Genomic DNA, 25,444 nt, shown 5'->3' on the forward strand with positions numbered 1-25,444 from the left:
TTATTCCTCGTTCAGCATTGGTAAGTCTAAGTTTTGCTCTTTGGCACAGTTTTTTGCGATGTCGTAACCGGCATCTGCATGGCGCATTACACCGGTAGCGGGGTCATTCCAAAGCACGCGACCAACACGTTCTTTCGCTTCGTCTGTACCATCGGCAACAATAACAACACCTGAGTGTTGGCTAAAGCCCATTCCTACACCACCGCCATGGTGAAGCGATACCCACGTAGCGCCGCTTGCTGTGTTAAGCAACGCATTAAGCAATGGCCAATCAGAGACGGCATCTGAACCATCTTTCATGCTTTCTGTTTCACGATTAGGGCTTGCTACTGAGCCAGAATCAAGATGATCACGACCAATAACAATAGGTGCTTTAAGCTCCCCATTTTTTACCATTTCATTAAATGCCAGTGCTAAGCGTGCTCTGTCTTTTAAACCCACCCAGCATATACGAGCCGGTAGGCCTTGGAATTGAATGCGTTCGCGCGCCATATCAAGCCAATTGTGCAAATGTGCATCATCAGGGATTAGTTCTTTTACTTTAGCATCTGTTTTATAAATATCTTCTGGATCGCCCGATAAAGCGACCCATCGAAACGGGCCAATACCTTGGCAAAATAATGGGCGGATATAAGCAGGAACAAAGCCAGGGAAATCAAATGCGTTTGTAACACCTTCTTCAAATGCCATTTGGCGGATATTATTACCGTAGTCAGTGGTTGCTGCGCCTGCTTTTTGTAGGGCCAACATGGCATTAACTTGTACAGCCATTGATTGTTTTGCTGCTTTTACAACCGCTTTTGGATTTTGTTCACGCATTTTTGCGGCGTGCTCCATAGTCCAACCTTGTGGTAAGTAACCATTAAGTGGGTCGTGTGCTGATGTTTGGTCAGTCACTATATCGGGTGTAATGCCACTGCTTACAAGTGTGCTAAATATATCTGCAGCGTTGCCCAGCAAGCCAACCGAAATTGCTTTGTCGTTAACGCATGCGTCAGTAATTAACTGCAGTGCATGTTCAAGATTTGTGGCTTTTACATCAACATAGCCAGTTTTAATGCGAAAATCGATGCGGCTTTCGTCACACTCAACAACTAAGGCGCAAAAGCCCGCCATAGTTGCCGCCAGTGGCTGCGCGCCGCCCATGCCACCAAGGCCACCTGTTAACACCCATTTACCTTTAGCTTGACCATTAAAGTGTTGTTTAGCCATAGCTACAAATGTTTCGTATGTGCCTTGTACAATGCCCTGAGAGCCAATATAAATCCAAGATCCAGCCGTCATTTGGCCGTACATCATTAAACCTTTTTTATCTAGCTCGTTGAAGTGCTCCCAGTTAGCCCAGTGGGGTACCAAGTTTGAATTTGCAATTAAAACGCGAGGAGCATTGCTGTGTGTTTTAAATACGCCAACAGGTTTACCTGACTGAACAAGCAATGTTTCGTCATCATTTAATCGGTCTAGGGTTGCTATTATTTTATCAAAACTTGGCCAATCACGTGCCGCTCTACCAATACCACCATAAACAACTAACGCGTGAGGATGCTCTGCAACCTCAGGGTCTAAATTGTTCATGAGCATGCGTTTTGCCGCTTCAGTTTGCCAGCTTTTTGCGCTTATCATATCGCCATGTGGTGCACGTATTACGCGACTTGTGTCGAGTCGGTTAGTCATGTGTTGCTCCTGTTGTATATACAAGGTGATTTGTCACAAAAAAAGCGCATGATGCGCAATTTTGTTTATCTTATTTTTTAAACGTTAAGTGTCCGCCCAAGCGGTATTTGCTACCAGGCGATACAAGTCGTGCAAAACTTACAATACCGTTAACTGACCATGTTCTGCGAATAACTTGCAGGCAAGGCTCTTCGTTATATAGGTTTAACCATTGGCACATTTCGTTGTTGGGCATAATGGCTTCTACTGTGTGTCTAGCTTGGGTGAGAGGTGCAACACTTGAAAGATACTCATGAGGAGTCGTTGCACTAAAATCTTGTTGTAAATAGCCGCTAGCAAGCGCAGGGTTTACAAAGCGTTCTTCAAGCTGTATTGGGCTGTCGTTTTCGTTATGAACCAGTACGCTTCGGTACACGACGCTATCTACTTCTACTCCTAGTGCGATAGCAATAGGGGCCACCGCGTTTATTGATTCAAGTATAAGCACGCTACAGGTGTAGTTGCCGTTACGTTCTTTAACTTCATCGGCAATATTTTTAATTTCAAGTAATGAAGATTGCGACTTAAACGAAGCAACAAATGTTCCAAGGCCTTGGCTACGCGTAAGTATTCCAGCTTCTGTTAATTCGCTAAGTGCGCGGCGAGCAGTCATTCTGCTAACGCTAAATTGTGTGCTTAGCTCGTTTTCAGAGGGAACGCGTTGGTTTTCTTGCCACAAACCGCTGCGAATTTTATCAACAATAAATTGTTTTATTTGCGCAAATTTAGGTGTTGTCATTAACTGGGTAGCTGCATTAGGAGTAATTTATATTAAATAAGATGACACAATCCTCTTGTATATACAAGATGTGTTGTTAGACTATATTTCAATCATGTCAGGGTATGTATGGACTGCAATATGCAAAACACTCAACAAAATAATAACTTAGAAAATATCGATTTACTTTTAATCGATGCAAATATTGCCACAATGGATCCTACTAGAGATACACCTTATGGGATCATCAAAAATGCAGCGTTAGCCATTAAAAACGGAATAATTGTATGGTTAGGTGAACAAGCATCGTTACCGCCATTTGACGCTTTTGCAACGCCAACTTTGAGCATAAAAGGGCAATGGCTAACACCTGGTTTAATAGATTGCCATACACATTTGGTATTTGCTGGTTCTCGTGCGCAAGAATTTGAGCAGCGATTACAAGGCGTAAGCTATGAACAAATTGCAGCGCAAGGCGGAGGCATTGCAAGTACAGTAAAAGCAACCAGAGCTGCAGATAGAGAGCAACTATTTGTTGATGCCAAAGACAGGCTCAATACACTGTTAAAAGAAGGCGTAACAACAGTTGAAATTAAGTCGGGTTATGGGCTTGATACCGAAAACGAAATTAAAATATTAGAAGTGGCAAGACTACTGGGTGAGCATCACCCTATTGATATAAAAACAACATTTTTAGGCGCTCATGCATTACCTAAGGAATACAAAGGCCGTGCAGATGAATATATTGATTTGGTGTGCAACGAGATGCTTGAGCAAGTCGTTGCAGGTGGCCTTGCCGACGCCGTTGATGTGTTTTGCGAAAATGTAGGGTTTAGTTATGAGCAAACTAAGCGCGTATTTGCGGCGGCGGCTAAACATAATTTGCCAGTAAAATGCCATGCAGAGCAGTTATCTAATCAGCATGGTGCTGCGCTGGTGGCCGAATTTAATGGATTATCGGCAGATCATATAGAGTACCTTGATGAGCAAGGTGTAGAAGCCATGGCAAAGGCTGGCACTGTAGCTGTGCTGTTACCGGGGGCATTTTATTTTTTAAGAGAAACTAAACAGCCCCCCATAGAGCTACTTAATCAATATAAGGTGCCAATTGCGATTGCGAGCGACTTTAATCCAGGTACTTCACCGCTGTGTTCGGTGCAATTAATGATGAATATGGCATGTACACTCTTTAGATTAACACCAGAGCAAGCACTGGCAGGTGTTACCAGTAACGCAGCTAAAGCTCTGGGATTAAATGATAGAGGAGTGTTAAAAGTGGGAGCCAGAGCCGACGTTGCACATTGGCAAATAAGCCACCCATCGCAATTAAGTTACCAATTCGGCGTAAATAAACTGTCAAATTTATGGATTTTGGGTAAACTTAATTAGTTTGTATTATTTTTGTTCATATTTAACATGTTGTTGTTAAAGTTTTTTTACGAATACGAGTGCCGTTAACTTGAATATATTAACCGACAGTAATTTTCCGATTTTTTTTAGTGGTGCGCTTTTAATGGCGATGATCACCACTTTATTTTCGGTAAAAAATACCAACATTAAATTTAGTTATTTATGCATAGGTGTTGTAGGTTTAGCTATTTTAAGTAGCGGTGAAGCATGGTTAGCTATTTTATTGGCCTTTGGTTTTTGTTTTCACTTATGGCAATCATTTGAGCGCAATAATTGGAGTATGATTATTACCAGCTCTGCCGCTGGACTGCTATTTGTGGTGTTGTTTTCAGCACATTTGTTATTGGATGTGCCGTTATTTTGGGTGGTACTAGCCATATTACTGTGCGCTGTAGTTGGGTTACTAAATGATGAAAGTGACGAGCCCAAAGTTAGCATGGCGCCTAAGCAGGTCGACGACGCCTTTGTAGAAGAGTCACCCCTTTCAGTATTTGCTAGTAAAAAAGAGTTACGTCAAGGTTACTATGTTTGGTGTGATGATACTCAAGTTGAAGCCGTGCTTATTATTATTCGACTTGAAGGCTTTGAGCAAGTTAATCAGCATATAGGGCGTGGCTTTGGCGATATTTTATTAGCGCAATCAGCAAATAGAATACAAGAACAATTAGAAAGCGAAGAAGTGATTACTTTAGTTGGTAATGAAAAACTTGCTCATTTAGGTGGATTAAATTTTGCGTTTATTTGCAGCTTAGCTAATCACAAGCATTTACACGAACAAATTATTGATACCATACTCGGTGCAACACTTAAGCCTTTTAATGTCGCCAATTGCACGGTTGAGGTGAAAGCGAGAGCAAGCTATGTTGCCTGTAACGAGCAAGATACTAACTTTGACGATTTAATTTCCTATGCCTACTTAGCCCTTGATAGCCAGCCTACTCAAAAAGTGGTGCCTTATCACCAGCAAATGATGATTGAGCAATTAGAACAGCAAGCGCGTTTAAAAGAACTTGCTAACATTGACTTTGCAAGCGAGCTTGAGTTGTATTTTCAACCGGTTATTTGTAATAAAAATGGTCAAATTGAGTTTTTGGAATTGTTATTGCGTTGGCAGCATCCTAAGCAAGGGATTTTATCTGCTAATCGTTTTATTGATGATATTAGAATTGCAGGGCTTGGTTACCCACTTGCTAAGTTTGTTATAGAACGGGCTGCAGAACTTGCTATGGCACTTAGAATAGAAGGCATAGCTATACCGCTAAGCATTAACGTATTTGGCCCAGAAATGCTTAATGAAGAGTTTGTTGAGTTTGTTGATAATGTAATAACAGAGCACAACTTACAAATGGGGGATTTAATTGTTGAGTGTCCATTACATATATTTACGGGGCTCGATGATAAAGGTAGAGCGATGATCGCAAGGCTGAACAATATTGGCTTAAAGCTTTGTGTTGATGGCTTAGGTGATAACCCTGTACTGCTTTCTAAGTTACCTAGCTTAGCGGTAGAATATATAAAAGTAGCGCCGTCATTAACGGCTGATTTTAGCAACCAAAATAATATCCGCAGTTTAGTTGGCGGTATGGTTGAAATGCATAATCAGCAAAAAACAAAAGTCATTTTTGAAGGGGTGGAAACCCTTGAGCAACTTAAATTTGTTAAAAGTTTAAATGCCTATGCTGCCCAAGGTTATTACTTTGGGCATCCGCTTAGTAGCATAGGCTTAATGAGCTGGTTAAAAGAGTGGCAACAAGCACAAGGTTAATTAGAGTGAGCGCAAAGGGCTTCTTTTTGCGCTACCTCACTGACGTTTCAAGGTTGTAATACAGGAGAGTAATGCAGCTAAGGTTACATTATCTATTAATTTATAGCCCCACATCACGATCAAATTTATTTGAATGAGCACTCGCTTTCTTTTGCCAGTAAGTAGCTATTTACCAATGCACTGATCACTTGTCCTACATGTGTGGCACCTATTTCAGGTCCGTTTGGGTGTTGGCTCGGTGATGCCTCACATAGGTGTAAGTATTTAGCGTTTCGGTTACTTGCTGCTTTATATATAAAATGTTCAGTGTCGCTGACACTAAACCCACAGCACGTATAGGCACTTACAGGCATAAATGTAATACTGTCTAGATCTACTTCAATGCCTAGGGGTAATGAATCAAAACCGTTAATAGCCTTATCAATAGACTGAGTAAGCGTTATGTCGCGTTTTACTTTGAGTGACTGGTAGCTATCAAACGTGAAGTTTGCCTGCGTCATGGCATCAATAATTGCTTGGTTATTTTTCTGTTCATGTAGGCCAATAACATGGTAATTATTGAGTAGCTTCTCGTTATAAGCATATCGAAACCCATTGCCACTGTGGCGCCCTTCGCATTCTCTAAAGTCAGCATGAGGGTCAAAGTTTATTGCATTGACTGGTGTATGCTGTGAACCACTAAGTGCACGAATAATCCCTAAGCAGTTATTATGCCCGCCACCAATCACAATTGGTTCAAGACCCGCTTTAAATATTAGATTTAATACACTTTCTACGCGCTCATCTAACTGTTGGCATAGCAAACGTAATTGCTGAAGTTGTTCAGGGCTTTTGTTGTTTAATTGGTTACTTTGCGCCATTAGGTCATCAACGTGGACTTCGCCAAGTAACAACACTTTTTGAGTGGCAATAAATTGATTATGGGGTTGGTTTAAAAATTTAGATAAAAAAGCAGGCCAAGCTTCACTTGCCCCGCTATTGCCTAAATTGGCTTTAGGGCCAATGTCTTCACATATGCCTAAAAGCACATAGCGCATACCAAACTCAGCGGCATCAACAAGGGCTTGTTGAACATCTACGTGAGTGTCGAGTAAAGACATGGCTTGCCATGCTTTTTTTTCGTTTGCGCGGGTAGAGCATAAAGCTTTAACCGCGCTTTCATCATATACTTTTAACTGAGGGATCACGTTATACTTCTACAACTTCCAACTCAAGTTCTTCAGCAGATAGCACAATACCCGTGCTATCGGCATAGATGAAGTCGTCATCGAAAAACGACACACCAGCAAAGTTAACACCAATGCCATTTTCGCCAGCGCCTTCGCTGTCGGCAGCCACAGGGATTGATGCTATGGCTTGAATACCTACATCAAGCTCTTCTAGCTCATCCACATGGCGGACAGCTCCGTAAACAACAATGCCACTCCAATTGTTTTCAAACGCTAGTTCAGCAAGTTCAATATCAATAAGTGCACGGCGAGTAGAGCCACCACCGTCAATTAATAGCACTTGTCCTGTACCGTCTTGAGATAGTATTTCGCGGATCAGTTCATTATTTTCAAAACATTTAACCGTTTTAATGCGGCCACCAAAACTGTGTCGACCACCAAAGTTGATGAACATTGGCTCTAGCACGTCAACCACGTCAGCAAAGTGGTCACATAAATCAGAAGTGCTGTAATCCATTATTTTATCCTCAAAAGGTACATTAATTTATAACTCAGTATACCTGCCTTATAACCAATAACAACGACTTAATCGTAGTAAATTTAAGCAAAACAAGGAGTAAATCAAGAATGGCAACAATAGTGTCTTAAAAGCGTCACTCAATTGTTATTTACAACACCTAAGCTAAATCAGTGTTCATATATTATGCGATGAGGAATAAGCAATGGGTAATAATAATATACTTAAAAAAGTAGCTCAGTTTGACGAGCGATTATTTTTAACTTTGTTTAACTGTAACTCACCTAAGTGGCTAAAAAAAATGGCGTTTGGATTATCTAAAAGTGGTGACGGCGGATTGTATTTAGTTATATGTGCAGGTGTGTGGTGGCTTAGTAAAAACGAGCTGCACCAGCTATTACCAATCGCAATAATGCTTGGCTTTATTATTGAGCGGCCCATTTACTTTTTAGCTAAAAAGTATTTTGCACGAATAAGGCCATGCGATTGTTTAGTAACCAATGCCTATATAGTACCGAGTGACAAGTTTAGCTTACCGTCAGGTCACAGTGCTGCCGCTTTTTTAGTTGCTATTATTTTGTGTCACTTTTTCCCTCAGTATGTATGGCTATTTTTAGGCTGGGCTGGTGGTGTGGCAATATCGAGAGTGGTATTGGGGGTCCATTATCCTGCTGATATTATTATTGGTGCACTGATAGGTAGTTCATGTGGGTTATTTGCATTGGCACTAGTGGTGCCAGCATGAAAATATTATACGGTATTCAAGGTACTGGGAATGGCCATATAACACGGGCCCGTGTTATGGCTAGCTGCTTTAAAAAACTAAACATTGACGTTGATTATGTTTTTTCAGGACGTGCAAATAAAGATTACTTTGATATGCACGACTTTGCGAACTATAAAAGCTTTAGAGGGCTGTCGTTTAATACTAAAAATGGGCAAGTAAAAAGCCTTCAAACCGTTAAAAATGCGCGTATTTGTAAGTTAGTAAAAGATATTAAATCGTTCGATGTAAAGCAGTATGACTTTGTGCTTAATGACTTTGAGCCAATTACTGCATGGGCAGCTAAACGAGCGGGTGTTCCTGTGGTTGGTATCAGTCACCAGGCGGCGTTTTTATCTAACAGTGTTCCTATGTTTAGCCGAGGTATTTTACGTAAATCGTTAATAAAATATTATGCACCTGCTGATACGTATTTGGGGGTTCATTGGCAGCCATTTGCTGAAAACATTATTCCACCCTTTATTGCACATCATGAACACAGTAATCCTGTTGCGATTATTAACAAAGTGTTGGTGTACTTGCCCTTTGAAAACCTTGCTAGCATTATTGACTACCTAAAGGACTTTCCCGAAAAAGAGTTTTATTGTTATCACCCCGATGCGCAAAATAGATCGCTGGGTAATATACACTTACGCTCGCCTTCAAGATCTGACTTTTTAAATGATTTAGCCAATACAAGCGGTGTGATTGGTAATGCTGGGTTTGAACTTGCCAGTGAGGCATTAAAGTTGGGTAAAAAGTTATTACTAAAGCCGTTAGATGGCCAGTTTGAACAAAGTGAAAATGCACAAACATTACTCACTATGGGAATGGCTCATGTAATGAATTACTTAAATCCACAAGCATTAGATGACTGGAATAATGCACCTCAAAACAGGCAAATTAATTACCCTAGCGACCCTGAACCACTTGTAGATTGGTTATTACAAAAACAGTGGCATAAAACTCAATTACTACACAGAGGTTTATGGGGCAGTGTTAATTTGTAATGCCATACATTTTTCAGGTATGACCAGTTTGCAAAAAGCTAAAAAAAATAAAAGCAGATTAGGACATTAGTCTATAATAAGGTTGCATATTAACCAAAGGTGTTTGAAATGAGTTTTTTAGAAAATTTAACGATTAAGAGGCGATTGCAACTTAATGCTTTGGTAGTTGGTTTAGCAATGGTTATTCTATTATGTGTAACTATTTTTGAGGGAAAGGAAAATCTTAAATTAAATCAGACTATACAGCTAGCGAAAGAGCTGAATATTCAGCAATTAGAGTTAAGAAAGCATGAAAAAAACTTTTTGTTTTACAAAACAGAGAGCTCTTTAGAGTCGTTCGAAAAAGAGTATGCAGTCCTGGATACAAAGTTAGCTGAATTACAGGCTTTAATGTCTAGTTTAAATATTGATACTCAAAAAGCAGCGCAATTAAAAAGCTTAGTTGCTAAATATAATAGCGATTTTAATAACGTAGTCTCTCTTCAAAGAAAAATAGGCTTAAATCCCAAAGATGCTCTTTATGGTGAACTAAGAAGTGCAGTGCATAAAGTAGAAACCTTGCTTAACGAGCAGCAAAGCGATGAGTTGCTAGTACTTATGTTGCAATTAAGACGTGCTGAAAAAGATTTTATGCTGCGTTTAGATACCAAGTATCTCCCCCGTTTTGATGACACAATTACTAAGCTTGAACAAAGCCTTTCTCGTTCAACGATAGACTCAAACACCAAATCACAACTCAATAGTTTAATTGCTACTTATCAAAGTTCTTTTCAGGCGCTGGTAAAAGCCCAAGTTGAATTAGGGGTAAACTTAGAGTCAGGAGCTCTTGGTAAAATGCGAGAAAGCGTGTCAAAAAGTGACACTGTTGTTAGCCAAATTGTTGAGGAAACAGTAACTCATGTTAAAAACAGCGTAAGTGAGGCACAGTTTTTGGCAATTACTATTTTCGTTATTGCAGGCGTTATTGTTTTAGTATTGGTTTATTTTACTAGCCATTCTATTATTGTGCCTATTGAACGCGTTTATCACAGCATAAATGACATTAGGCGCAATAACGACTTAAGCGTAATGATAGAGCAAACAGGTAAAGATGAAATTACTATCATGACGACTGACTTTAACAGTTTAATAGGTGACTTTAAAAACCTGATTTATGAGGTTAATGGCGCACTAAATACTCTCAATGTAGCAACAGATCATTTATCTGAGAGCACAGCAGCCACAAGCTCAGGTATGCAAGAGCAATTACACGAAGCTGACATGGTTGCTACCGCAGCAACAGAAATGCAAGCGACTATTCAGGATATTTCACACAACACTGAAGCGGCGGCTAAAAAAGCGGAGTCTACAAACTTGAGTGCTCAACAAGGCCGCAGCGAAGTTGAATCAACCGTTAACCATATCAGAGAATTGTCTGGATCTTTAGGCAGTGCATCTGATGTGGTGTCTCAACTAGAAAAAGACGGTGAAACTATTGGCTCGGTGCTTGATGTTATTCGTGGTATTGCTGAACAAACTAATTTACTTGCGCTTAATGCCGCAATTGAAGCAGCTCGTGCTGGCGAGCAAGGTCGCGGCTTTGCGGTGGTTGCTGATGAAGTGCGCTCATTAGCCCAGCGTACGCAAGAGTCTACTAGTGAAATAGAAGGGATTATTAATACCCTACAGCAACGTACTCAGGAAGTTGTAAGCATTATGCACCAATGTCGCTCACAAGGTGATGAAAGTGCATCCCAGGCAATTAAAGCGGGCGAGTTGTTGGGTGCTATTACTGAAGATGTACAAACCATTATGGAAATGAGTACACAAATTGCCGTTGCTATTGATGAGCAAAGCCAAGTTGCATCAGAGGTTAATAAAAACGTGGTACGTATTAGAGATATTGCACAAGATGCATCAGAGCATGCATCGCGTAACGCGCAAACTAGTGAAGAGGTATCTGAGCAAGGTCGCGTACTATATGCTGCGATAGATAAATTTAAAGTCTAAATTTATTAAAGAGCCAATAAGGTTTAAGGAATAAACTTTATTGGCACACTATCTTTATTTTTTGTGTTTTCGCTTACACGTTCTAAATATTCATTCCACAGCTTAGTCTGCTGTTCTTGAAGCTTAGCAAAATAGTTCCAGCTAAATAATCCGCTATTATGGCCATCGTCAAAATCTAGGCGCAGTGCGTAATGCCCAACCGGGACTATTTTTTTTATCCCGACTGATTGCTTGTTTAAAACCAGCTTCATAGGGCCAGAGCCATGGCCTTGTACTTCTGCTGATGGAGAGTGAACACGTAAAAATTCACAACTAAATACGGCTTTACTATCATCGTCAAAGTAAACATCTAAATTTTTGCTCACGCTATGATAATGCACTTTTGTTACGTGTTTCATGTTTGGTATCCCATTAAAAAAGCCCCCAATATGGAGGCTTTTAGTATAACTACTTATAGTACCAATTAAAGAATAAAGCGGCTTAAATCTTCATCTTCAACTAGTGCACCTAAATGTTTTTCAACATAAGCCGCATCAATAACTACCGACGACCCAGCTTGCTCAGACGCATCGTATGAAATCTCTTCCATTAGCTTTTCCATCACGGTATGAAGACGACGAGCACCAATATTTTCGGTTTTCTCGTTAACTTGCCATGCCGCTTTTGCAATACGCTCAATAGCGTCATCACTGTACTGAACATCAACTTGCTCTGTTTTAAGTAGCTCGCGCTGTTGCTCTGTGAGTGAAGCATGAGGCTCTGTAAGTATACGTTTGAAGTCGTTTGCAGTAAGAGCTTCAAGCTCAACGCGAATAGGTAAGCGACCTTGTAGTTCAGGGATCATGTCTGATGGTTTAGCCATTTGGAATGCACCAGAAGCAATAAATAGCATGTGGTCAGTTTTAACCATACCGTGCTTAGTATTTACTGTTGAACCTTCAATAAGCGGAAGTAAATCGCGTTGTACACCTTCTCGACTAACATCTGGACCCGATGAATCTCCGCGCTTACAAATTTTGTCTATTTCATCGATAAACACAATACCATTTTGCTCTACAGCGAATATAGCCTGCTCTTTTAGCTCTTCTGGGTTTACTAGTTTGCCCGCTTCTTCTTCGGTTAGTAACTTAAAGGCTTCCTTAATTTTGAGCTTGCGCTTAGTGCGCTTATCGCCACCCATGTTTTGAAACATGCCCTGTAGCTGGTTGGTCATTTCTTCCATACCAGGAGGCGCCATAATTTCTACGTTTGGTTGTACTTGTGCTAAATCGATTTCAATCTCTTTATCGTCTAGTTGACCTTCGCGAAGCTTTTTACGGAATGTTTGGCGTGTTGATGAGTTTTCATCACGCTGAGTTTCACCGTATTGATCTTTAACAGGTGGTAAAAGTGCATCTAAAATACGATCTTCGGCCGCTTCTTCTGCGCGGTGTTTAAACTTTTTAGTTTGTTGTTCACGTGTCATTTTAATAGACACTTCAACTAAGTCGCGAATGATGGTTTCAACTTCCTTACCAACATAACCCACTTCGGTGAACTTGGTTGCTTCTACTTTAATAAAAGGGGCATTAGCAAGTTTGGCTAAGCGGCGCGCAATTTCCGTTTTACCAACACCTGTAGGACCAATCATTAAAATATTTTTTGGCGTTACTTCTGCACGCAAATCATCGTTTAATTGCATACGGCGCCAGCGGTTACGAAGTGCAATAGCAACGGCTTTTTTTGCGTTAGCTTGGCCAATAATATGTTGATCTAACTCGTGAACAATCTCTCTTGGGGTCATAGCAGACATAGCGGTTCCTATTATAATTCTTCAATAGTTTGGAAGTTGTTAGTAAATACGCAGATATCACCTGCAATAGTTAGGCTTTTTTCTACTATTTCACGAGCGCTTAAATCGGTGTTTTCTAATAACGCGGTTGCGGCCGATTGGGCAAAGTTACCACCACTACCAATGGCAATTAAGTCATTTTCTGGCTGAACGACGTCGCCGTTACCGGTGATAATTAAAGAGGCAGTTTCATCGGCTACAGCTAAAAGGGCTTCTAACTTTCTGAGTGCACGGTCACTACGCCAATCTTTCGCCATTTCAACAGCAGCTTTGGTGAGATTACCTTGATGCATTTCTAGTTTGCTTTCAAAACGTTCGAACAGGGTGAAGGCATCAGCAGTACCGCCGGCAAAACCTGCGATTACTTTGCCATTATAAAGGCGTCGAACTTTACGGGCGTTGCCCTTCATTACGGTATTACCCAATGAAACTTGGCCGTCGCCACCAATTACAACTTTGTCGTCGCGGCGTACACTTACAATAGTGGTCATGTTATTCCTCATCATCGAGTTGCAGGGGCAACTCGTTAAAAACGATTATGATGAGGTTATATGGGTGAATGGTTTATTTTCAAGTCCAGCCCCAAATTCCGCAGCCGACGACTTTGACACGCTTGAGTTTATTTTTATCACTTTCTGCTTGGCGCTTCGTTTTATAAGGCCCTAAACGTACTTTATACCAAATACCCGTTTCGCCTTTGGTTTCTCTTATTTCAGATATAAGACCAGCAAAGGCTATTTTAGCTTTTAACGATTCAGCCTGTTCATGAGTCCTGAACGAGCCGCATTGCATAACATAAGGACCTTTTTGTTCAATTTCTTTTACTTCTACTTGCACTTCATGGTTTCTGATTTCTTTTATAAATTCAGGCGCACGAGGAACGACCACTTCTATTTTTTCTTTTTCGGCTGGGTTAGTTTGTTTTTCAACAAGCTCGGGGTCGGCATTATTTTTAATAAACCATAATCCATAGGCAAAACCGCCCACAAGCAAAGCTGCAACAATTACCAAAAGATAAGGGAATGGCTTTTTAGCAGGTTCTTTTTTGGTGTTTTTTCTATTTTTTGGTTTTTTATTAATGTAATCGTGCTGTGCCATAGCGTTATTTTGGCCTTAACCTAAATCATATCTATAGGGTCTACATCTAAACTCCAGCGAACTTTTTGTGCAAGTTTACTGGTGCTTAAATAATCAACCATTTGCGCAAGATACTGATGTAATATGCGGCGATCTTGCGCTTGAATGTGCAATTGAAACCGATACATACCCGCAATTCTTTCTAATGGGGCAGGGATCGGACCGAGCAATTGTATACCAGATACCCCGTTAACTGGAACCAAATCTGTCAAAAAGTCGACGACTAGTTTAATACTTAGCCCTTGTGCTCTAACTATGGCCATATTAGTAATAGGCGGTAAGTCGGCGTCATCACGCTCGCTTAACGCAAAGCGTGCAAAATCTTGGTAACCATTATTGACCAAATCTTGTAAAAGAGGATGTTCTGGGAAATGTGTTTGTAATAACACCTGGCCAGGCTCTCCTGAGCGACCAGCACGTCCTGCTACTTGAGTCACTAACTGCGCTAAATGTTCCGTTGCTCTGAAGTCGCAGGAATATAGGCCGCTGTCTACGTCTAAAATTATGACAAGGCTTACATCAGCAAAGTGATGACCTTTTGCAAGCATTTGCGTACCTACTAATATGCGCGCTCCACCTAAATTAATTTCGTCTAGGGCTTTTTCTAAACTGCCTTTACGACGAGTTGAATCGCGATCAATACGGGTTACCGGCGTATCAGGAAACTCGTTTGTTAAAAACTCTTCTATTTGTTCAGTCCCTTTACCATTAGGGAATATTTGCGTGCTCCCGCAATCAGGGCATTGATGAGGTACTTGATGTTGGTCGCCACAATGGTGGCAAATCATTTGACCAATCGCTTTATGGAACGTGGCACTAGTACTGCAACGGTTACATTCACTTAACCAACCACATTCATGGCAAATAAGTGTAGGTGAAAAACCACGACGATTTAAAAACACCATAACCTGTTTACCACGATTTAAATGTTGGCGCATAGTAGCAAGGCTTGCGTGAGCAATACCCGCCTGATCGGGCTGGCCTTTCATGTCGAGTAATTTAAATTGGTTATCGGTTGAGGTTTGAGCGCGCTCAGTCAGGCTTAATAGTTGGTACTTATTATTAATGGCTTTATGCAAGGTTTCGAGCGCTGGAGTAGCACTGCCGAGTATAAGTGGGATTTTATACTGGAATGCACGATAAGCTGCTAAATCTCGAGCATGGTAACGAAGGGTATCTTGTTGTTTAAATGATGAGTCATGTTCCTCGTCAACTACAATCATACCGAGCTTTAAAAAGGGTAAAAAAATACTTGAGCGCGTACCTATTACAATAGCGCAACTCCCTTTTTCGCAAAAGCGCCATGTTTGTAGGCGTTCGTTATCGGTAAGTGCAGAATGCCATAACATGATGGGTGTATCTGGAAAGCGGCGACGAAAACGGTTTACCGTTTGAGGGGTAAGGCCTATTTCGGGGACAAGTACTAAGGCTTGTTCACCTCGCTTTAATACTTCTTCAAGACATTGAAGATAGACTTCGGTTTTACCACTACCAGTAACCCCTTCTAATAAAAACGTGTTAAAGCCTTTACTTTGATTAATTGCAGTGCAAGCTACGGCTTGCTCTTTATTCAGTGTAGGCTTACTACCCACTGTTGGTGCAGTACTTTGCCACTGATTATCATGTTCTATGGTTTGTGTAACAAGCGCTTTTGCAATAAGGCTATCGATAGTCTTTTTACTAAAGCCGAGTGCTTTAAGCTCGGTTAATGATGATTTACCTGACTGTGCAAGTTGCTTTAATAAGTTAAGTTGAGTTTTTGCTTTGAGTGACGGAAGTTTTGATCCTTTTTCTGTCAGCATAACCATATTGATACTGGTTTTATCCGGTGACTCACCTTGGCGCAGCGCACTTGGTAGCGCTATATGAATTGTTTCGCCGAGTGGGTAGCAGTAATAGCGAGATGTAAAACTCAAAAGCGCAATGTGCTCAGATGATAAAATAGGCGCGTCATCAACTACTTCGATGATGGATTTTATTTTGTTTTCGGGGACGTCGGTCTTGCTTTTAATAGCTAAAACAACGGCGACTTTTTTTTGGTTACCAAAAGGCACCAACACACGCATACCCGGTTTAAGTGGTGATGCCATGCCATCGAGTTGCTTATCTACTTTATAATCAAAGGTGCGCGGTAAGGGGACTTTTATAGCGACTTCAGCAAAACACATAGCAACTCAACTCATAAAATTAATGATGTAATGTACTAAAAATAACGTTAAAAACCTACTAGCAAATATTGCTTGCTTAAGTGTCTGCCTACTTTTTTAGCAAAACAGTTAATAATAGCTTGTGTGTTTGATGGTAGTTGGATAAAATCCGCGACCAACAAATTTGTTTTAACGACGTATGGTGCCAGACTTCGGGTTTGGAGAGCGATGCGGCCTTAACTAGAGGTTTCTATGAAAGAAGGTATTCACCCTAAGTACGAAGTAATTTCTGCAACTTGTTCATGCGGCAATAAATTCGAAACAAGCTCTACTCTATGTAAAGACATTCACCTTGACGTATGTTCAGCGTGTCACCCTTTTTACACTGGTAAGCAAAAAGTTTTAGACACTGGCGGACGTGTTGATCGTTTCAACAAGCGTTTCGGTGCACTTGGTAGCAAGAAGTAATTTTTGCTGTCTTGTTAAATTAAGCACCTTAGGGTGCTTTTTTTATGCTTTTAATTTAGTTATACCAATTTAATAGTAATAACGTTTCGATTTAAAAAATTAAGTGTTACACGAACGGCGTCAATATTTTTTAATATAGGACAACTAAATAACAAATTATTTAGCTTATTGCTCGATTTTCATATTTCCCTGCTATGCATAACTATTTCCTGTTCTTATTCTGAATATGCATAAACCTTTACAGACAAACCGCAAATTATTCTCTATATTTTTAATTAGTTCATTTTTAACTAAGTAGTTAAATGTAGCTAACGTGAAGTTATATGTTTTTAAAGTATGTGAATAAGCCTATTTTTGCTTATTTTTATAGTACTTTATTAAGATGTTTTATAAAAAATAATGAAAGAACAAATGTGCCTTTAGAATCCGTTATTGGATGAATTTTTATTTATAAAGTGTCGATATAATTTACAAAAGTTATTGAAAAACCTCTTAAAATTAATCGAACTAGCATATAACAGGATAGACCTGATATTGCTTGGAATTTAAAAATAATAAGGGTATCGTAGCCTAAACTTCACCTCTCACTTTTACTTTAATTGCAGGATACAATCGCGTTATGTCAGACTTTCGTGAACAAGCACTACACTATCATTCGCACCCCGTTCCAGGAAAAATTAGCATTGAACTAACAAAGCCTGCTGAAACGGTAAAAGATCTCGCATTAGCATATAGCCCAGGAGTTGCAGAGCCCGTACGTGAAATCGCTGCAGACCCTGCAAACGCTTATAAATACACAGGTAAAGGGAATATGGTTGCGGTTATCACTAATGGTACTGCAATTCTAGGCTTAGGTAATTTAGGCCCACTTGCTTCAAAACCTGTAATGGAAGGTAAGGCGTTACTGTTTAAGCGATTTGCTGGCCTTGATTCTATTGATATCGAAGTGAAACACCGCACTACTGAAGACTTTATTAATACAGTTGCTAATATTGCCGACACGTTTGGCGGAATTAACCTTGAAGATATTAAGGCGCCAGAGTGTTTTGAAATAGAAAAAGCATTGATTGAGCGTTGCAGTATTCCGATATTTCATGATGATCAGCACGGTACAGCCATTGTAACTGCTGCGGGTATGTTGAACGCGCTTGAGGTGCAAGGCAAGTCTATCGAAAATGCGACTATTGTGTGTTTGGGTGCTGGTGCTGCTGCGGTTGCTTGTATGGAGCTGTTAATTAAGTGTGGTGCTTTGCGCGAGCACATTTATATGCTTGACCGTAAAGGTGTTATTCATACTCGTCGTGATGACTTAAATGAATACAAAAAACTTTTTGCTAACAATACAGACAAGCGCACGTTGCAAGATGTTATTGAAGATGCAGATGTATTTGTTGGTGTATCGGGGCCTAATCTATTAGCTGCCGATGATTTAAAATTAATGGCAGAAAAACCAGTTGTGTTTGCTTGTTCAAACCCAGATCCAGAAATTGATCCTGCACTGGCTCATTCTGCTCGAAACGATCTAATTATGGCAACGGGTCGATCAGATTACCCTAACCAAGTTAATAATGTTCTGTGTTTTCCGTTTATATTCCGCGGTGCTCTTGATGTACGCGCCAGTGCAATAAATGATGAAATGAAAATTGCAGCTGTAGAAGCGATAAGAAGTATTGCCAAAGAGCCTGTACCTGCTGAAGTACTGACGGCTGCGGGTGTTGATAAGCTGGAGTTTGGTGATAAGTATATTATTCCAAAACCAATGGATCCTCGTTTATTACCACGCATTGCAAAAGCGGTTGCAATAGCTGCTGTAGAGTCAGGTGTTGCACAAATTGATTTACCAGAAAACTATATGGAATAACGACTAAGTCGTAATTTAGACACAAAAAAACCTCAATTAATTGAGGTTTTTTTTGTGTCTAAATTACGTTTAGTCTTCGTTTAAAACAGGCACTTCTAGCCCCATTTCTTGCATTATTTTTTTCACTTCCTCAGGTACTTTTTCGGCGTTATCCTTACGTAAGTCGTCGTCGTTAGGCAAAGGTTGACCGGTAAATGCATGTAAAAATGCTTCACAAAGTAATTCACTATTTGTTGCATGACGTAGGTTATTAATTTGACGACGCGTGCGTTCGTCCGTTAATACCTTTAATACATTTAGTGGGATTGAAACGGTAATTTTTTTTACTTGTTCTGATTTTTTCCCGTGTTCTGCGTATGGGTGAATATACTCACCATTCCATTTAGCCATAAGATGTATCGTCGCCTCAGATTAATAATTGCTCATATGCACTACAATACATATGAATATGCGTGAAATTCTATCGATTTAAAAAAGATAGTCAAATACTAGTTTCTTAGCCATCTAGAGCTTTAAATGTTTTGACATCTTTAATAAGATAAATTACTCTTTTAGACGTCTAAACATCCAAACTAAATAGGTGACGAATATGAGCGAAAAAAATAAAGCAACCATTGCAGTAAGAAGTGGTGTTGAAGCAGACAAACATCATGGCGCAGTTGTCGCACCTATTTACTTATCAACCACCTATTCGTTTGCCGACTTTGATACAAAGCGTCAATACGATTACGGGCGAAGTGGTAACCCCAATCGTGATATTTTAGCCGAAACCTTGGCTGAGCTTGAAGGTGGCGCACGCGGTATTATTACTGCCACGGGTATGTCTGCCGTTCATTTGGCTACGCAAATCCTGAATCATGACGATACGTTAGTGATCCCACATGATTGTTACGGCGGAAGCTATCGTTTATTTACTTCACTGCAAAAGCGCGGTTTGCTCAAGCTAGAAGTTTTAGATTTAACACAAGCACAAAGTTTAGATAAAATTTTAGCAATTAAGCCTAAGCTAATTTGGATAGAAACACCAAGTAACCCATTACTACGCTTAACTGATATTAAAGCAATAACCGATGTTGCTAAACAGTGCGGTGCTTTAGTCGCTGCCGATAACACATTTTTATCACCAGCATTACAAAACCCTATTAAATTTGGTGTTGATATAGTTGTACATTCCACCACCAAGTACATTAATGGTCATTCAGATGTAGTGGGCGGTGCGGTGATTGCCGCTTCACAAGAGCTGGGCGATGAACTGGCATGGTGGGCAAATAATATAGGTATTACAGGTGCGCCATTTGATAGTTATTTAACATTGCGTGGGTTGCGAACACTAAATGTGCGTTTAAAGCAGCATCAAGAAAACGCATTAGCGATTGCTAAATACCTAGAAAAGTCGGAATTTGTTCGCCAAGTTTATTACCCTGGTCTTGAATCACACCCGCAGCATGAATTAGCCAAAGCGCAGCAACTAGGCTTTGGTGGCATGGTGAGTTTTAATATTAAAGGTGACATAAACGATGCTGCGGCGTTTTTAACCAGCTTACGTGACTTTAGCTTGGCAGAGTCTTTGGGCGGAGTAGAGAGCCTAATATGCCATCCTGCAACCATGACCCATGCTGGCATGGAGCCTAAAGCTCGTCTTGAAGCGGGAGTGGGCGATACACTTATTCGAGTTTCAGTAGGTATAGAAGATATAAACGACTTATTAGCTGATTTAGAGCGCGTGTTTCAGCTTGTAAAGCCAGGCAGTAAAGTAAATTTAAACAAAGGAGCAGGCGGTGACATTAAATTAAGTGCCGCTCATCCAGCGCTTTGGTGAACAATATGACACAAACAGTACATAAATTTGGTGGTTCAAGCCTTAGTTCGGCTCAGCGGTATGAGCGGGTTGCGAGTATTATTTTAGAGCATACTCAGCCGGGCGATTGTGTTGTTGTATCTGCGGCGGGAAAAACAACCGATACTTTGGTGAAGTTATGGCAAAGCTATCAGCAACAAGATACGCATGTCGTTGCTGATATATTGCTGCAATTAAATAATCATCAAACTGATTTAATCACACAGTTACTCCATGCAGATCTTAAGCGAACTGCTTTAACGCGTTTGCATAGTGAACTAACAGCGATTAGTGAATTGATAAAAAACCAAGGCTTGGAAGAGGCTCCCTTACTTGCTTATGGTGAGGTCTGATCTGCACGCTTATTGGCGCTTTACCTTACGCAATTAAATATTAATGCTTGTGACCTTGATGCTCGAACACTTTTTACATTAAATAATGGGCAATTGTTACATACCCAAAATGCGCAGCAATGTGCGAAGTTTATAACCCCAGACTACATTAATGTTGTCACAGGCTTTATTGCATCAAATACGTTGGGTGACACGGTTACACTTGGTCGCAATGGGAGTGACTATAGTGCAACCTTACTCGCTAATTACTGCCATGCTAAGCAGGTGTGTATTTGGACTGATACACAAGGTGTATACAGCACAGACCCTCGCAAAGTTAGTAAAGCGGTTAAATACAATAAAGTATGTAGAGGTCAAGCTAACCTATTAGCGCGATTAGGTAATCCTGTTTTACACGCTAAAACGCTTTCTCCTTTAAGAAGCAGCGATATAAAACTATCTGTTCGTAGTAGTTTTGATGTGCAAGCAACGCCTACAGATATAGTTAAAGAAGGAAATGTAAAACAAAAGCGTTTTATTACCACGTTAAACAACATCGATTTATTAACAGTTGAAAAGCTGGCCGAAGGCGAAGTCGCAGATGTTAGCCAGCTTATTCAACACAGCATTCATCACTTTAGTCAAAATGGTGAAACTTATTTAGTTGTCCCCTCTGCTTCAACATATAAAGTTGTTAGTTATTTTGAGGGTAGAGCAAACATTAGCGAGTCGAGCTTAAATGGCTGTGCGGTTGTTGCGCCTGTTAATGATATTTCAAAATTGAATGTATTGGCTATTGATACGTTAAATGCTCATGCCATCGAGCCCCGCTTTACTCACCAAGACAGTGGATACATTTTACTATTAACGGATCAGGTTATAGATAGCGATATACTCAGTGTTTTACACGATAAGCTTATTAATAAAGGCCAAGAAGTTGCTTTAATAATCGCGGGCCTTGGAAATGTGGGAGAGGTATTTATAGAGCAGTTGTCAGCTCAATTCGAGCGTTTCTCTGATGACTTTACAATTAAATTGGTTGGGTTAATACGCTCTGAAACGTTACTTTTTAACCCCAGTGGTATAAACATTGCTGATTGGAAAAAGCATTTTCTCTCAGAAAGCAAAGCTTATAATAACCAAACATTACTAAACATAATTAGTGAACTTGATTATGAGCATAAAGTGGTTGTTGATATTACCGCAAGCGAGGCATTTAGCCAGTTATACCCGGAGTTTGTTGCATTAGATTGCCACTTGATCAGTGCTAACAAATACGCTGGAACTGCTGATACAGCATGGTATAAAGCTTTGCGTACGAGTATTAGTGAGCGAAATTTGCATTGGCGCTACAACACAAGCGTAGGTGCAGGCTTACCTGTTAACTTTGCATTGGCAGATTTGCAAAACAGTGGTGACAAAATCACTCGTATTGAAGGTGTTTTTTCAGGCACGTTATCGTGGTTATGCAGTAAGTTTGACGGAACAATACCATTTTCTGATCTGGTGCTTGAAGCACAAAAGATGGGGTTCACAGAGCCCGATCCGCGTGAAGATTTATCAGGGCGTGATATGCAGCGTAAACTGCTTATACTTGCCAGAGAGCTTGGTTTAGAACTCGACCTTGATGATATAAGCTTATCAGCACTCATGCCCGAAACGCTTGCTATAGGAAGTTGGGACGACTTTTTGGCTAATGAATCCACCCTCAATGACTTTATTGACGCTCATGCTGCAAATGCCAAAGCACAAAGTTCCGTACTTCGTTACACGGGTTTACTTGAAATTACGGAAAACAAAGTAACCGCTCAAGTAGGTATTACTTATACTCCTATTGGTGATGCGTTAGCTAATTTAACACCTGGCGATAATATTTTTGTCATTAATAGTAAGTGGTATAGCGCTAACGCTCTTGTGATTCAAGGACCTGGTGCGGGTAAGGAAGTAACCGCGGCGGGTATTCATTCTGACTTATATTGGCTGGTACAAAATATAAAATAAAGGTTACAAGGGCCTTGTATCAATCCGCAATAATACCTAATCATTTTGCGGGGCTAAACGTGTCGCTACATGCGTTAAAAAATTCTTATTTAGAATAGCTAAATTTGGTATCAACTAAAAACGGCAGCCAATGGCTGCCGTTCTTTATTTAAAACAGTTCTTCTTCTGTTTTAGTGTCTTCTTCAAATATATCTGTTGGTTGAGACATTACGTATTTTGTGGGGGCGGTGCCTTTGTCAAAATACTCAAAGCGACTGGTGTAATCATTTTTATGACTTAATAAACCGGTTTCTAAATCAATCCGAATAGACACTAAACCTTCTGGCGGCTCTATGGGGGCTTCAGGTTTACCTTCAAGCGCAACTTTCATAAACTCAACCCAAGCTGGCTGTGCTGTTTTAGCGCCAGATTCAGCCCCTGATATTTGCCCGCTATCAAGATTATTATTATATGAAGTTCTGCCTAGCGGGTTGCCAGGGTTATCAAAACCAACCCATACCGAGGTCATAACATTTCGATTAAAGCCACTAAACCAAGTATCTACAGAGTCATTAGTTGTGCCTGTTTTTCCTGATAGATCACGACGGCCTAATGCTTGAGCGCGCCAACCTGTTCCTGACCAACCCGTTTTATGTGACCAGTTTCCGCCTCCCCAAACAGCGCTATGCATTGCTTGAGCAATTAAAAATGCATTTTGTTTTGATATGACCTGAGGGGCACATTTTAATTGTGGCGTATCTGTATTTTGTTGTGGGAATAATCCAGTAGTATTGTCTGGGGTTAATGACTGAGCTGAAGTGTCGTCACACACTACTGAAGGATTAGCTTTAAACAAACTATTACCGTAAGCATCTTGGATTTCTGAGATAAAGTACGGCTCAATCAAATGCCCACCATTCGCAAATGCACTCATACCGCGTGCTAGTTCAATTGGAGTAATTGAAGCACTGCCCAGTGCTAAGGATTCACTGCGGTTGATGTCTGAATTTTTAAAGCCAAATTTTAGTAAGTGATCTGCTGTTCGTTGCAAACCAACACCTCGGAGCAAGCGAACTGATATTACGTTTTTAGATTGTGCTAACGCGCGACGAATTCTAATTGGGCCATTGTAAACAGCCGGACTGTTCTTAGGCCGCCATGCCACACCTTGGCTTTTATCCCACTGATTAATTGGCGCATCGTTTAAAATAGAGGCGAGCGTATAGCCGTTTTCAAGCGCTGCAGAATAAATAAATGGTTTTATGTTTGACCCCACTTGGCGCTTTGCTTGAATAGCTCGGTTGTATTGGCTTTGTTCAAAGCTATAGCCGCCAACAATGGCTTTAATACGGCCATCTTGTGGGTCAAGTGAAACAATTGCGCTTGATGCTTCAGGTAGTTGGCTTAGTTCATACTCGTTATTGCTGTTTTTACGCACCCAGATTTGCATTCCTGGCGTTAATATTTCAGTTGCCGTAGTTGGAGCAAAACCTTGGCGATAACGAGTTATATATTTGCGTGCCCATTTTAAGTTGTCCCAATTCAGATTTATTTGCTCTGCATTTTTAAGCAATACTGTGGCATTTTTTTCATCCACGTTAATAACAGCAGCTGCTTTTAATGTACCTATCTCTTTGGCTTCATTGAGTTTAGCTAGTATTTTATCTTCACTTAGCGCTGATTGTTTTTCAGGATCCCATAAAATAGCGGTTGGACCTCTAAAGCCATGACGTATATCGTAGCTATGAAGATTATTAACTAGCGCGGTTTGCGCCGCTTTTTGTACTTTAGACTCAACAGAGGTAAATATCTTAAAGCCTGAATTATATGCCTTGTCTATTCCGTAACGTGAAACCATTTCTGCACGCACCATTTCAGAAATGTACGGTGCGTATAAATCTATTTCAGCACCATGAAAGTAAGCGGTAATAGGTTGGCTTGTTGCATCATCATACACGTCTTGTGTTATGTAGTTTTCAGTTAATAAACGACCAAGTACAACATTACGGCGTGCTTTTGCACGGGTAGGGTTGCGAATTGGGTTTAACGCCGAAGGCGCTTTTGGCAAGCCAGCAATCATCGCCATTTGAGCAAGCGTTAAGTCTTTTAACTCTTTACCGTAATAAACTTGAGCGGCAGCTCCAATACCAAAGGCGCGGTTACCTAGCTCGATTTTGTTTAGGTAAAGTTCTAAAATTTCATCTTTAGTAAGTACATTTTCTATGTGTAGAGCGATGAATATCTCTTTTATTTTACGGATATAAGCTTTTTCTCGGGTTAAGAAAAAATTACGTGCAAGTTGCATGGTAATAGTACTAGCACCTTGTTTTTTCTCGCCTGTAGAAATAAGAACAATAGCAGAGCGAACTATACCAATAGGGTCTATACCTATATGGTCATAAAAGCGATTATCTTCAGTTGCTAAAAATGCATCAATTAAAGGTTGTGGGATTTCATCAATAGTGACCGGAATTCGACGTTTTTCACCAAATTGATTGATCAAGAGGCCATCTTTAGTGAATACTTGCATAGGAGTTTGTAATTGCACGTCTTTTAAAACTTGCACACTGGGGATATCAGGTTTAACGTAGTAATAAAGACTGACCAAAGTTATCAGACCGATTAACGTACAAATGATAAAAAATTGTAAAGTTCGTTTTAATAAAATCACTTATATTTCCCTAAATGGACTCCCAATTGCGAGTTTGGACTGATAGTATATATTGATTAAAAAATGAATAATATTTTTTCAGAAAAAAATTATAACTTGTTTATTATTAAAACAAAGGCCAAGTTG

General features: G+C 40.2%; 19 protein-coding genes and 1 pseudogene. 9 read left to right on the forward strand and 11 right to left on the reverse strand.

Annotated features, from left to right (window positions below; genetic code table 11):
• The gene (gene hutU / locus ATS72_RS13095; RefSeq protein WP_058428239.1) at positions 1 to 1,674 is read right to left on the reverse strand and encodes a urocanate hydratase; all 1,674 of its coding nucleotides are present in this window, start codon (positions 1,672 to 1,674) and stop codon (positions 1 to 3) included.
• 70 nt (positions 1,675 to 1,744) lie between these two features.
• Positions 1,745 to 2,452, reverse strand: a complete 708-nt coding sequence (hutC, locus tag ATS72_RS13100) for a histidine utilization repressor (RefSeq protein WP_039036251.1) — start codon at positions 2,450 to 2,452, stop codon at positions 1,745 to 1,747.
• Between the two features lie 120 nt (positions 2,453 to 2,572).
• Here hutC and hutI point away from each other — a divergent pair, with 120 nt between their 5' ends.
• Entirely contained in the window at positions 2,573 to 3,820 is a 1,248-nt protein-coding gene (gene hutI / locus ATS72_RS13105; RefSeq protein WP_058428240.1) for an imidazolonepropionase, read from the forward strand.
• A gap of 124 nt (positions 3,821 to 3,944) precedes the next feature.
• Positions 3,945 to 5,606, forward strand: a complete 1,662-nt coding sequence (locus ATS72_RS13110; RefSeq protein ID WP_058429132.1) for an EAL domain-containing protein — start codon at positions 3,945 to 3,947, stop codon at positions 5,604 to 5,606.
• A 125-nt stretch (positions 5,607 to 5,731) separates the two neighbouring features.
• On the opposite strand, the gene ATS72_RS13115 is transcribed toward ATS72_RS13110, so the two are convergent.
• Together ATS72_RS13115 and rraA are read right to left on the reverse strand one after the other, a co-directional pair.
• Entirely contained in the window at positions 5,732 to 6,793 is a 1,062-nt protein-coding gene (locus ATS72_RS13115; protein WP_058428241.1) for a formimidoylglutamase, read from the reverse strand.
• Position 6,794: 1 nt separating this feature from the next.
• The gene (gene rraA, locus ATS72_RS13120) at positions 6,795 to 7,292 is read right to left on the reverse strand and encodes a ribonuclease E activity regulator RraA (protein ID WP_058428242.1); all 498 of its coding nucleotides are present in this window, start codon (positions 7,290 to 7,292) and stop codon (positions 6,795 to 6,797) included.
• A 205-nt stretch (positions 7,293 to 7,497) separates the two neighbouring features.
• Between rraA and ATS72_RS13125 the strand changes: the two genes are divergently transcribed.
• From ATS72_RS13125 to ATS72_RS13135, 3 genes are all read left to right on the forward strand, one after another.
• Positions 7,498 to 8,037: a phosphatase PAP2 family protein gene (locus ATS72_RS13125; protein ID WP_006793084.1), complete on the forward strand. Its 540-nt coding sequence runs from the start codon at positions 7,498 to 7,500 to the stop codon at positions 8,035 to 8,037.
• Positions 8,034 to 9,065: an MJ1255/VC2487 family glycosyltransferase gene (locus ATS72_RS13130; protein WP_006793085.1), complete on the forward strand. Its 1,032-nt coding sequence runs from the start codon at positions 8,034 to 8,036 to the stop codon at positions 9,063 to 9,065. The genes ATS72_RS13125 and ATS72_RS13130 overlap by 4 nt, the downstream gene beginning before the upstream one ends.
• Positions 9,066 to 9,173: 108 nt before the next feature.
• Positions 9,174 to 11,054: a methyl-accepting chemotaxis protein gene (locus ATS72_RS13135; protein ID WP_058428243.1), complete on the forward strand. Its 1,881-nt coding sequence runs from the start codon at positions 9,174 to 9,176 to the stop codon at positions 11,052 to 11,054.
• Positions 11,055 to 11,077: 23 nt separating this feature from the next.
• Here the strand turns inward: ATS72_RS13135 and ATS72_RS13140 are convergent, their stop codons facing one another.
• From ATS72_RS13140 to priA, 5 genes are all read right to left on the reverse strand, one after another.
• The gene (locus ATS72_RS13140; RefSeq protein WP_058428244.1) at positions 11,078 to 11,452 is read right to left on the reverse strand and encodes a gamma-butyrobetaine hydroxylase-like domain-containing protein; all 375 of its coding nucleotides are present in this window, start codon (positions 11,450 to 11,452) and stop codon (positions 11,078 to 11,080) included.
• Between the two features lie 65 nt (positions 11,453 to 11,517).
• Positions 11,518 to 12,846 (reverse strand): HslU--HslV peptidase ATPase subunit, encoded by a 1,329-nt coding sequence (gene hslU / locus ATS72_RS13145; RefSeq protein ID WP_006793088.1) that lies wholly within the window; start codon positions 12,844 to 12,846, stop codon positions 11,518 to 11,520.
• An 11-nt stretch (positions 12,847 to 12,857) separates the two neighbouring features.
• Positions 12,858 to 13,376: an ATP-dependent protease subunit HslV gene (hslV, locus tag ATS72_RS13150; protein WP_058403860.1), complete on the reverse strand. Its 519-nt coding sequence runs from the start codon at positions 13,374 to 13,376 to the stop codon at positions 12,858 to 12,860.
• 79 nt (positions 13,377 to 13,455) lie between these two features.
• Entirely contained in the window at positions 13,456 to 13,983 is a 528-nt protein-coding gene (locus ATS72_RS13155) for an SPOR domain-containing protein (RefSeq protein WP_006793090.1), read from the reverse strand.
• A gap of 20 nt (positions 13,984 to 14,003) precedes the next feature.
• Positions 14,004 to 16,190 carry a primosomal protein N' gene (priA, locus tag ATS72_RS13160; protein ID WP_058428245.1) on the reverse strand — a complete coding sequence of 729 codons (2,187 nt, stop codon included), beginning with the start codon at positions 16,188 to 16,190 and terminating at the stop codon, positions 14,004 to 14,006.
• A 231-nt stretch (positions 16,191 to 16,421) separates the two neighbouring features.
• Here priA and rpmE point away from each other — a divergent pair, with 231 nt between their 5' ends.
• A complete protein-coding gene (gene rpmE / locus ATS72_RS13165) occupies positions 16,422 to 16,637 on the forward strand; it encodes a 50S ribosomal protein L31 (protein WP_006793092.1) in 216 nt (71 codons plus the stop codon).
• A 619-nt stretch (positions 16,638 to 17,256) separates the two neighbouring features.
• A complete protein-coding gene (locus ATS72_RS13170) occupies positions 17,257 to 18,498 on the forward strand; it encodes a malic enzyme-like NAD(P)-binding protein (protein ID WP_006793093.1) in 1,242 nt (413 codons plus the stop codon).
• A 69-nt stretch (positions 18,499 to 18,567) separates the two neighbouring features.
• Here the strand turns inward: ATS72_RS13170 and metJ are convergent, their stop codons facing one another.
• Positions 18,568 to 18,888: a met regulon transcriptional regulator MetJ gene (gene metJ, locus ATS72_RS13175; protein WP_006793094.1), complete on the reverse strand. Its 321-nt coding sequence runs from the start codon at positions 18,886 to 18,888 to the stop codon at positions 18,568 to 18,570.
• A gap of 199 nt (positions 18,889 to 19,087) precedes the next feature.
• On the opposite strand from metJ, the gene metB reads away from it, so the two are divergent.
• Positions 19,088 to 20,317, forward strand: coding sequence for a cystathionine gamma-synthase (metB, locus tag ATS72_RS13180; RefSeq protein ID WP_058428246.1), 1,230 nt, complete (start codon positions 19,088 to 19,090; stop codon positions 20,315 to 20,317).
• A gap of 5 nt (positions 20,318 to 20,322) precedes the next feature.
• Positions 20,323 to 22,668: pseudogene (gene metL / locus ATS72_RS13185) on the forward strand (bifunctional aspartate kinase/homoserine dehydrogenase II).
• Between the two features lie 148 nt (positions 22,669 to 22,816).
• On the opposite strand, the gene ATS72_RS13190 reads toward metL, so the two are convergent.
• Positions 22,817 to 25,318: a penicillin-binding protein 1A gene (locus ATS72_RS13190; RefSeq protein WP_058428247.1), complete on the reverse strand. Its 2,502-nt coding sequence runs from the start codon at positions 25,316 to 25,318 to the stop codon at positions 22,817 to 22,819.
• Between the last annotated feature and the right edge of the window lie 126 nt (positions 25,319 to 25,444).

Origin of the sequence: Pseudoalteromonas sp. 13-15, assembly GCF_001468205.2 — a bacterium.
GTDB classification, from domain to species: domain Bacteria; phylum Pseudomonadota; class Gammaproteobacteria; order Enterobacterales; family Alteromonadaceae; genus Pseudoalteromonas; species Pseudoalteromonas marina.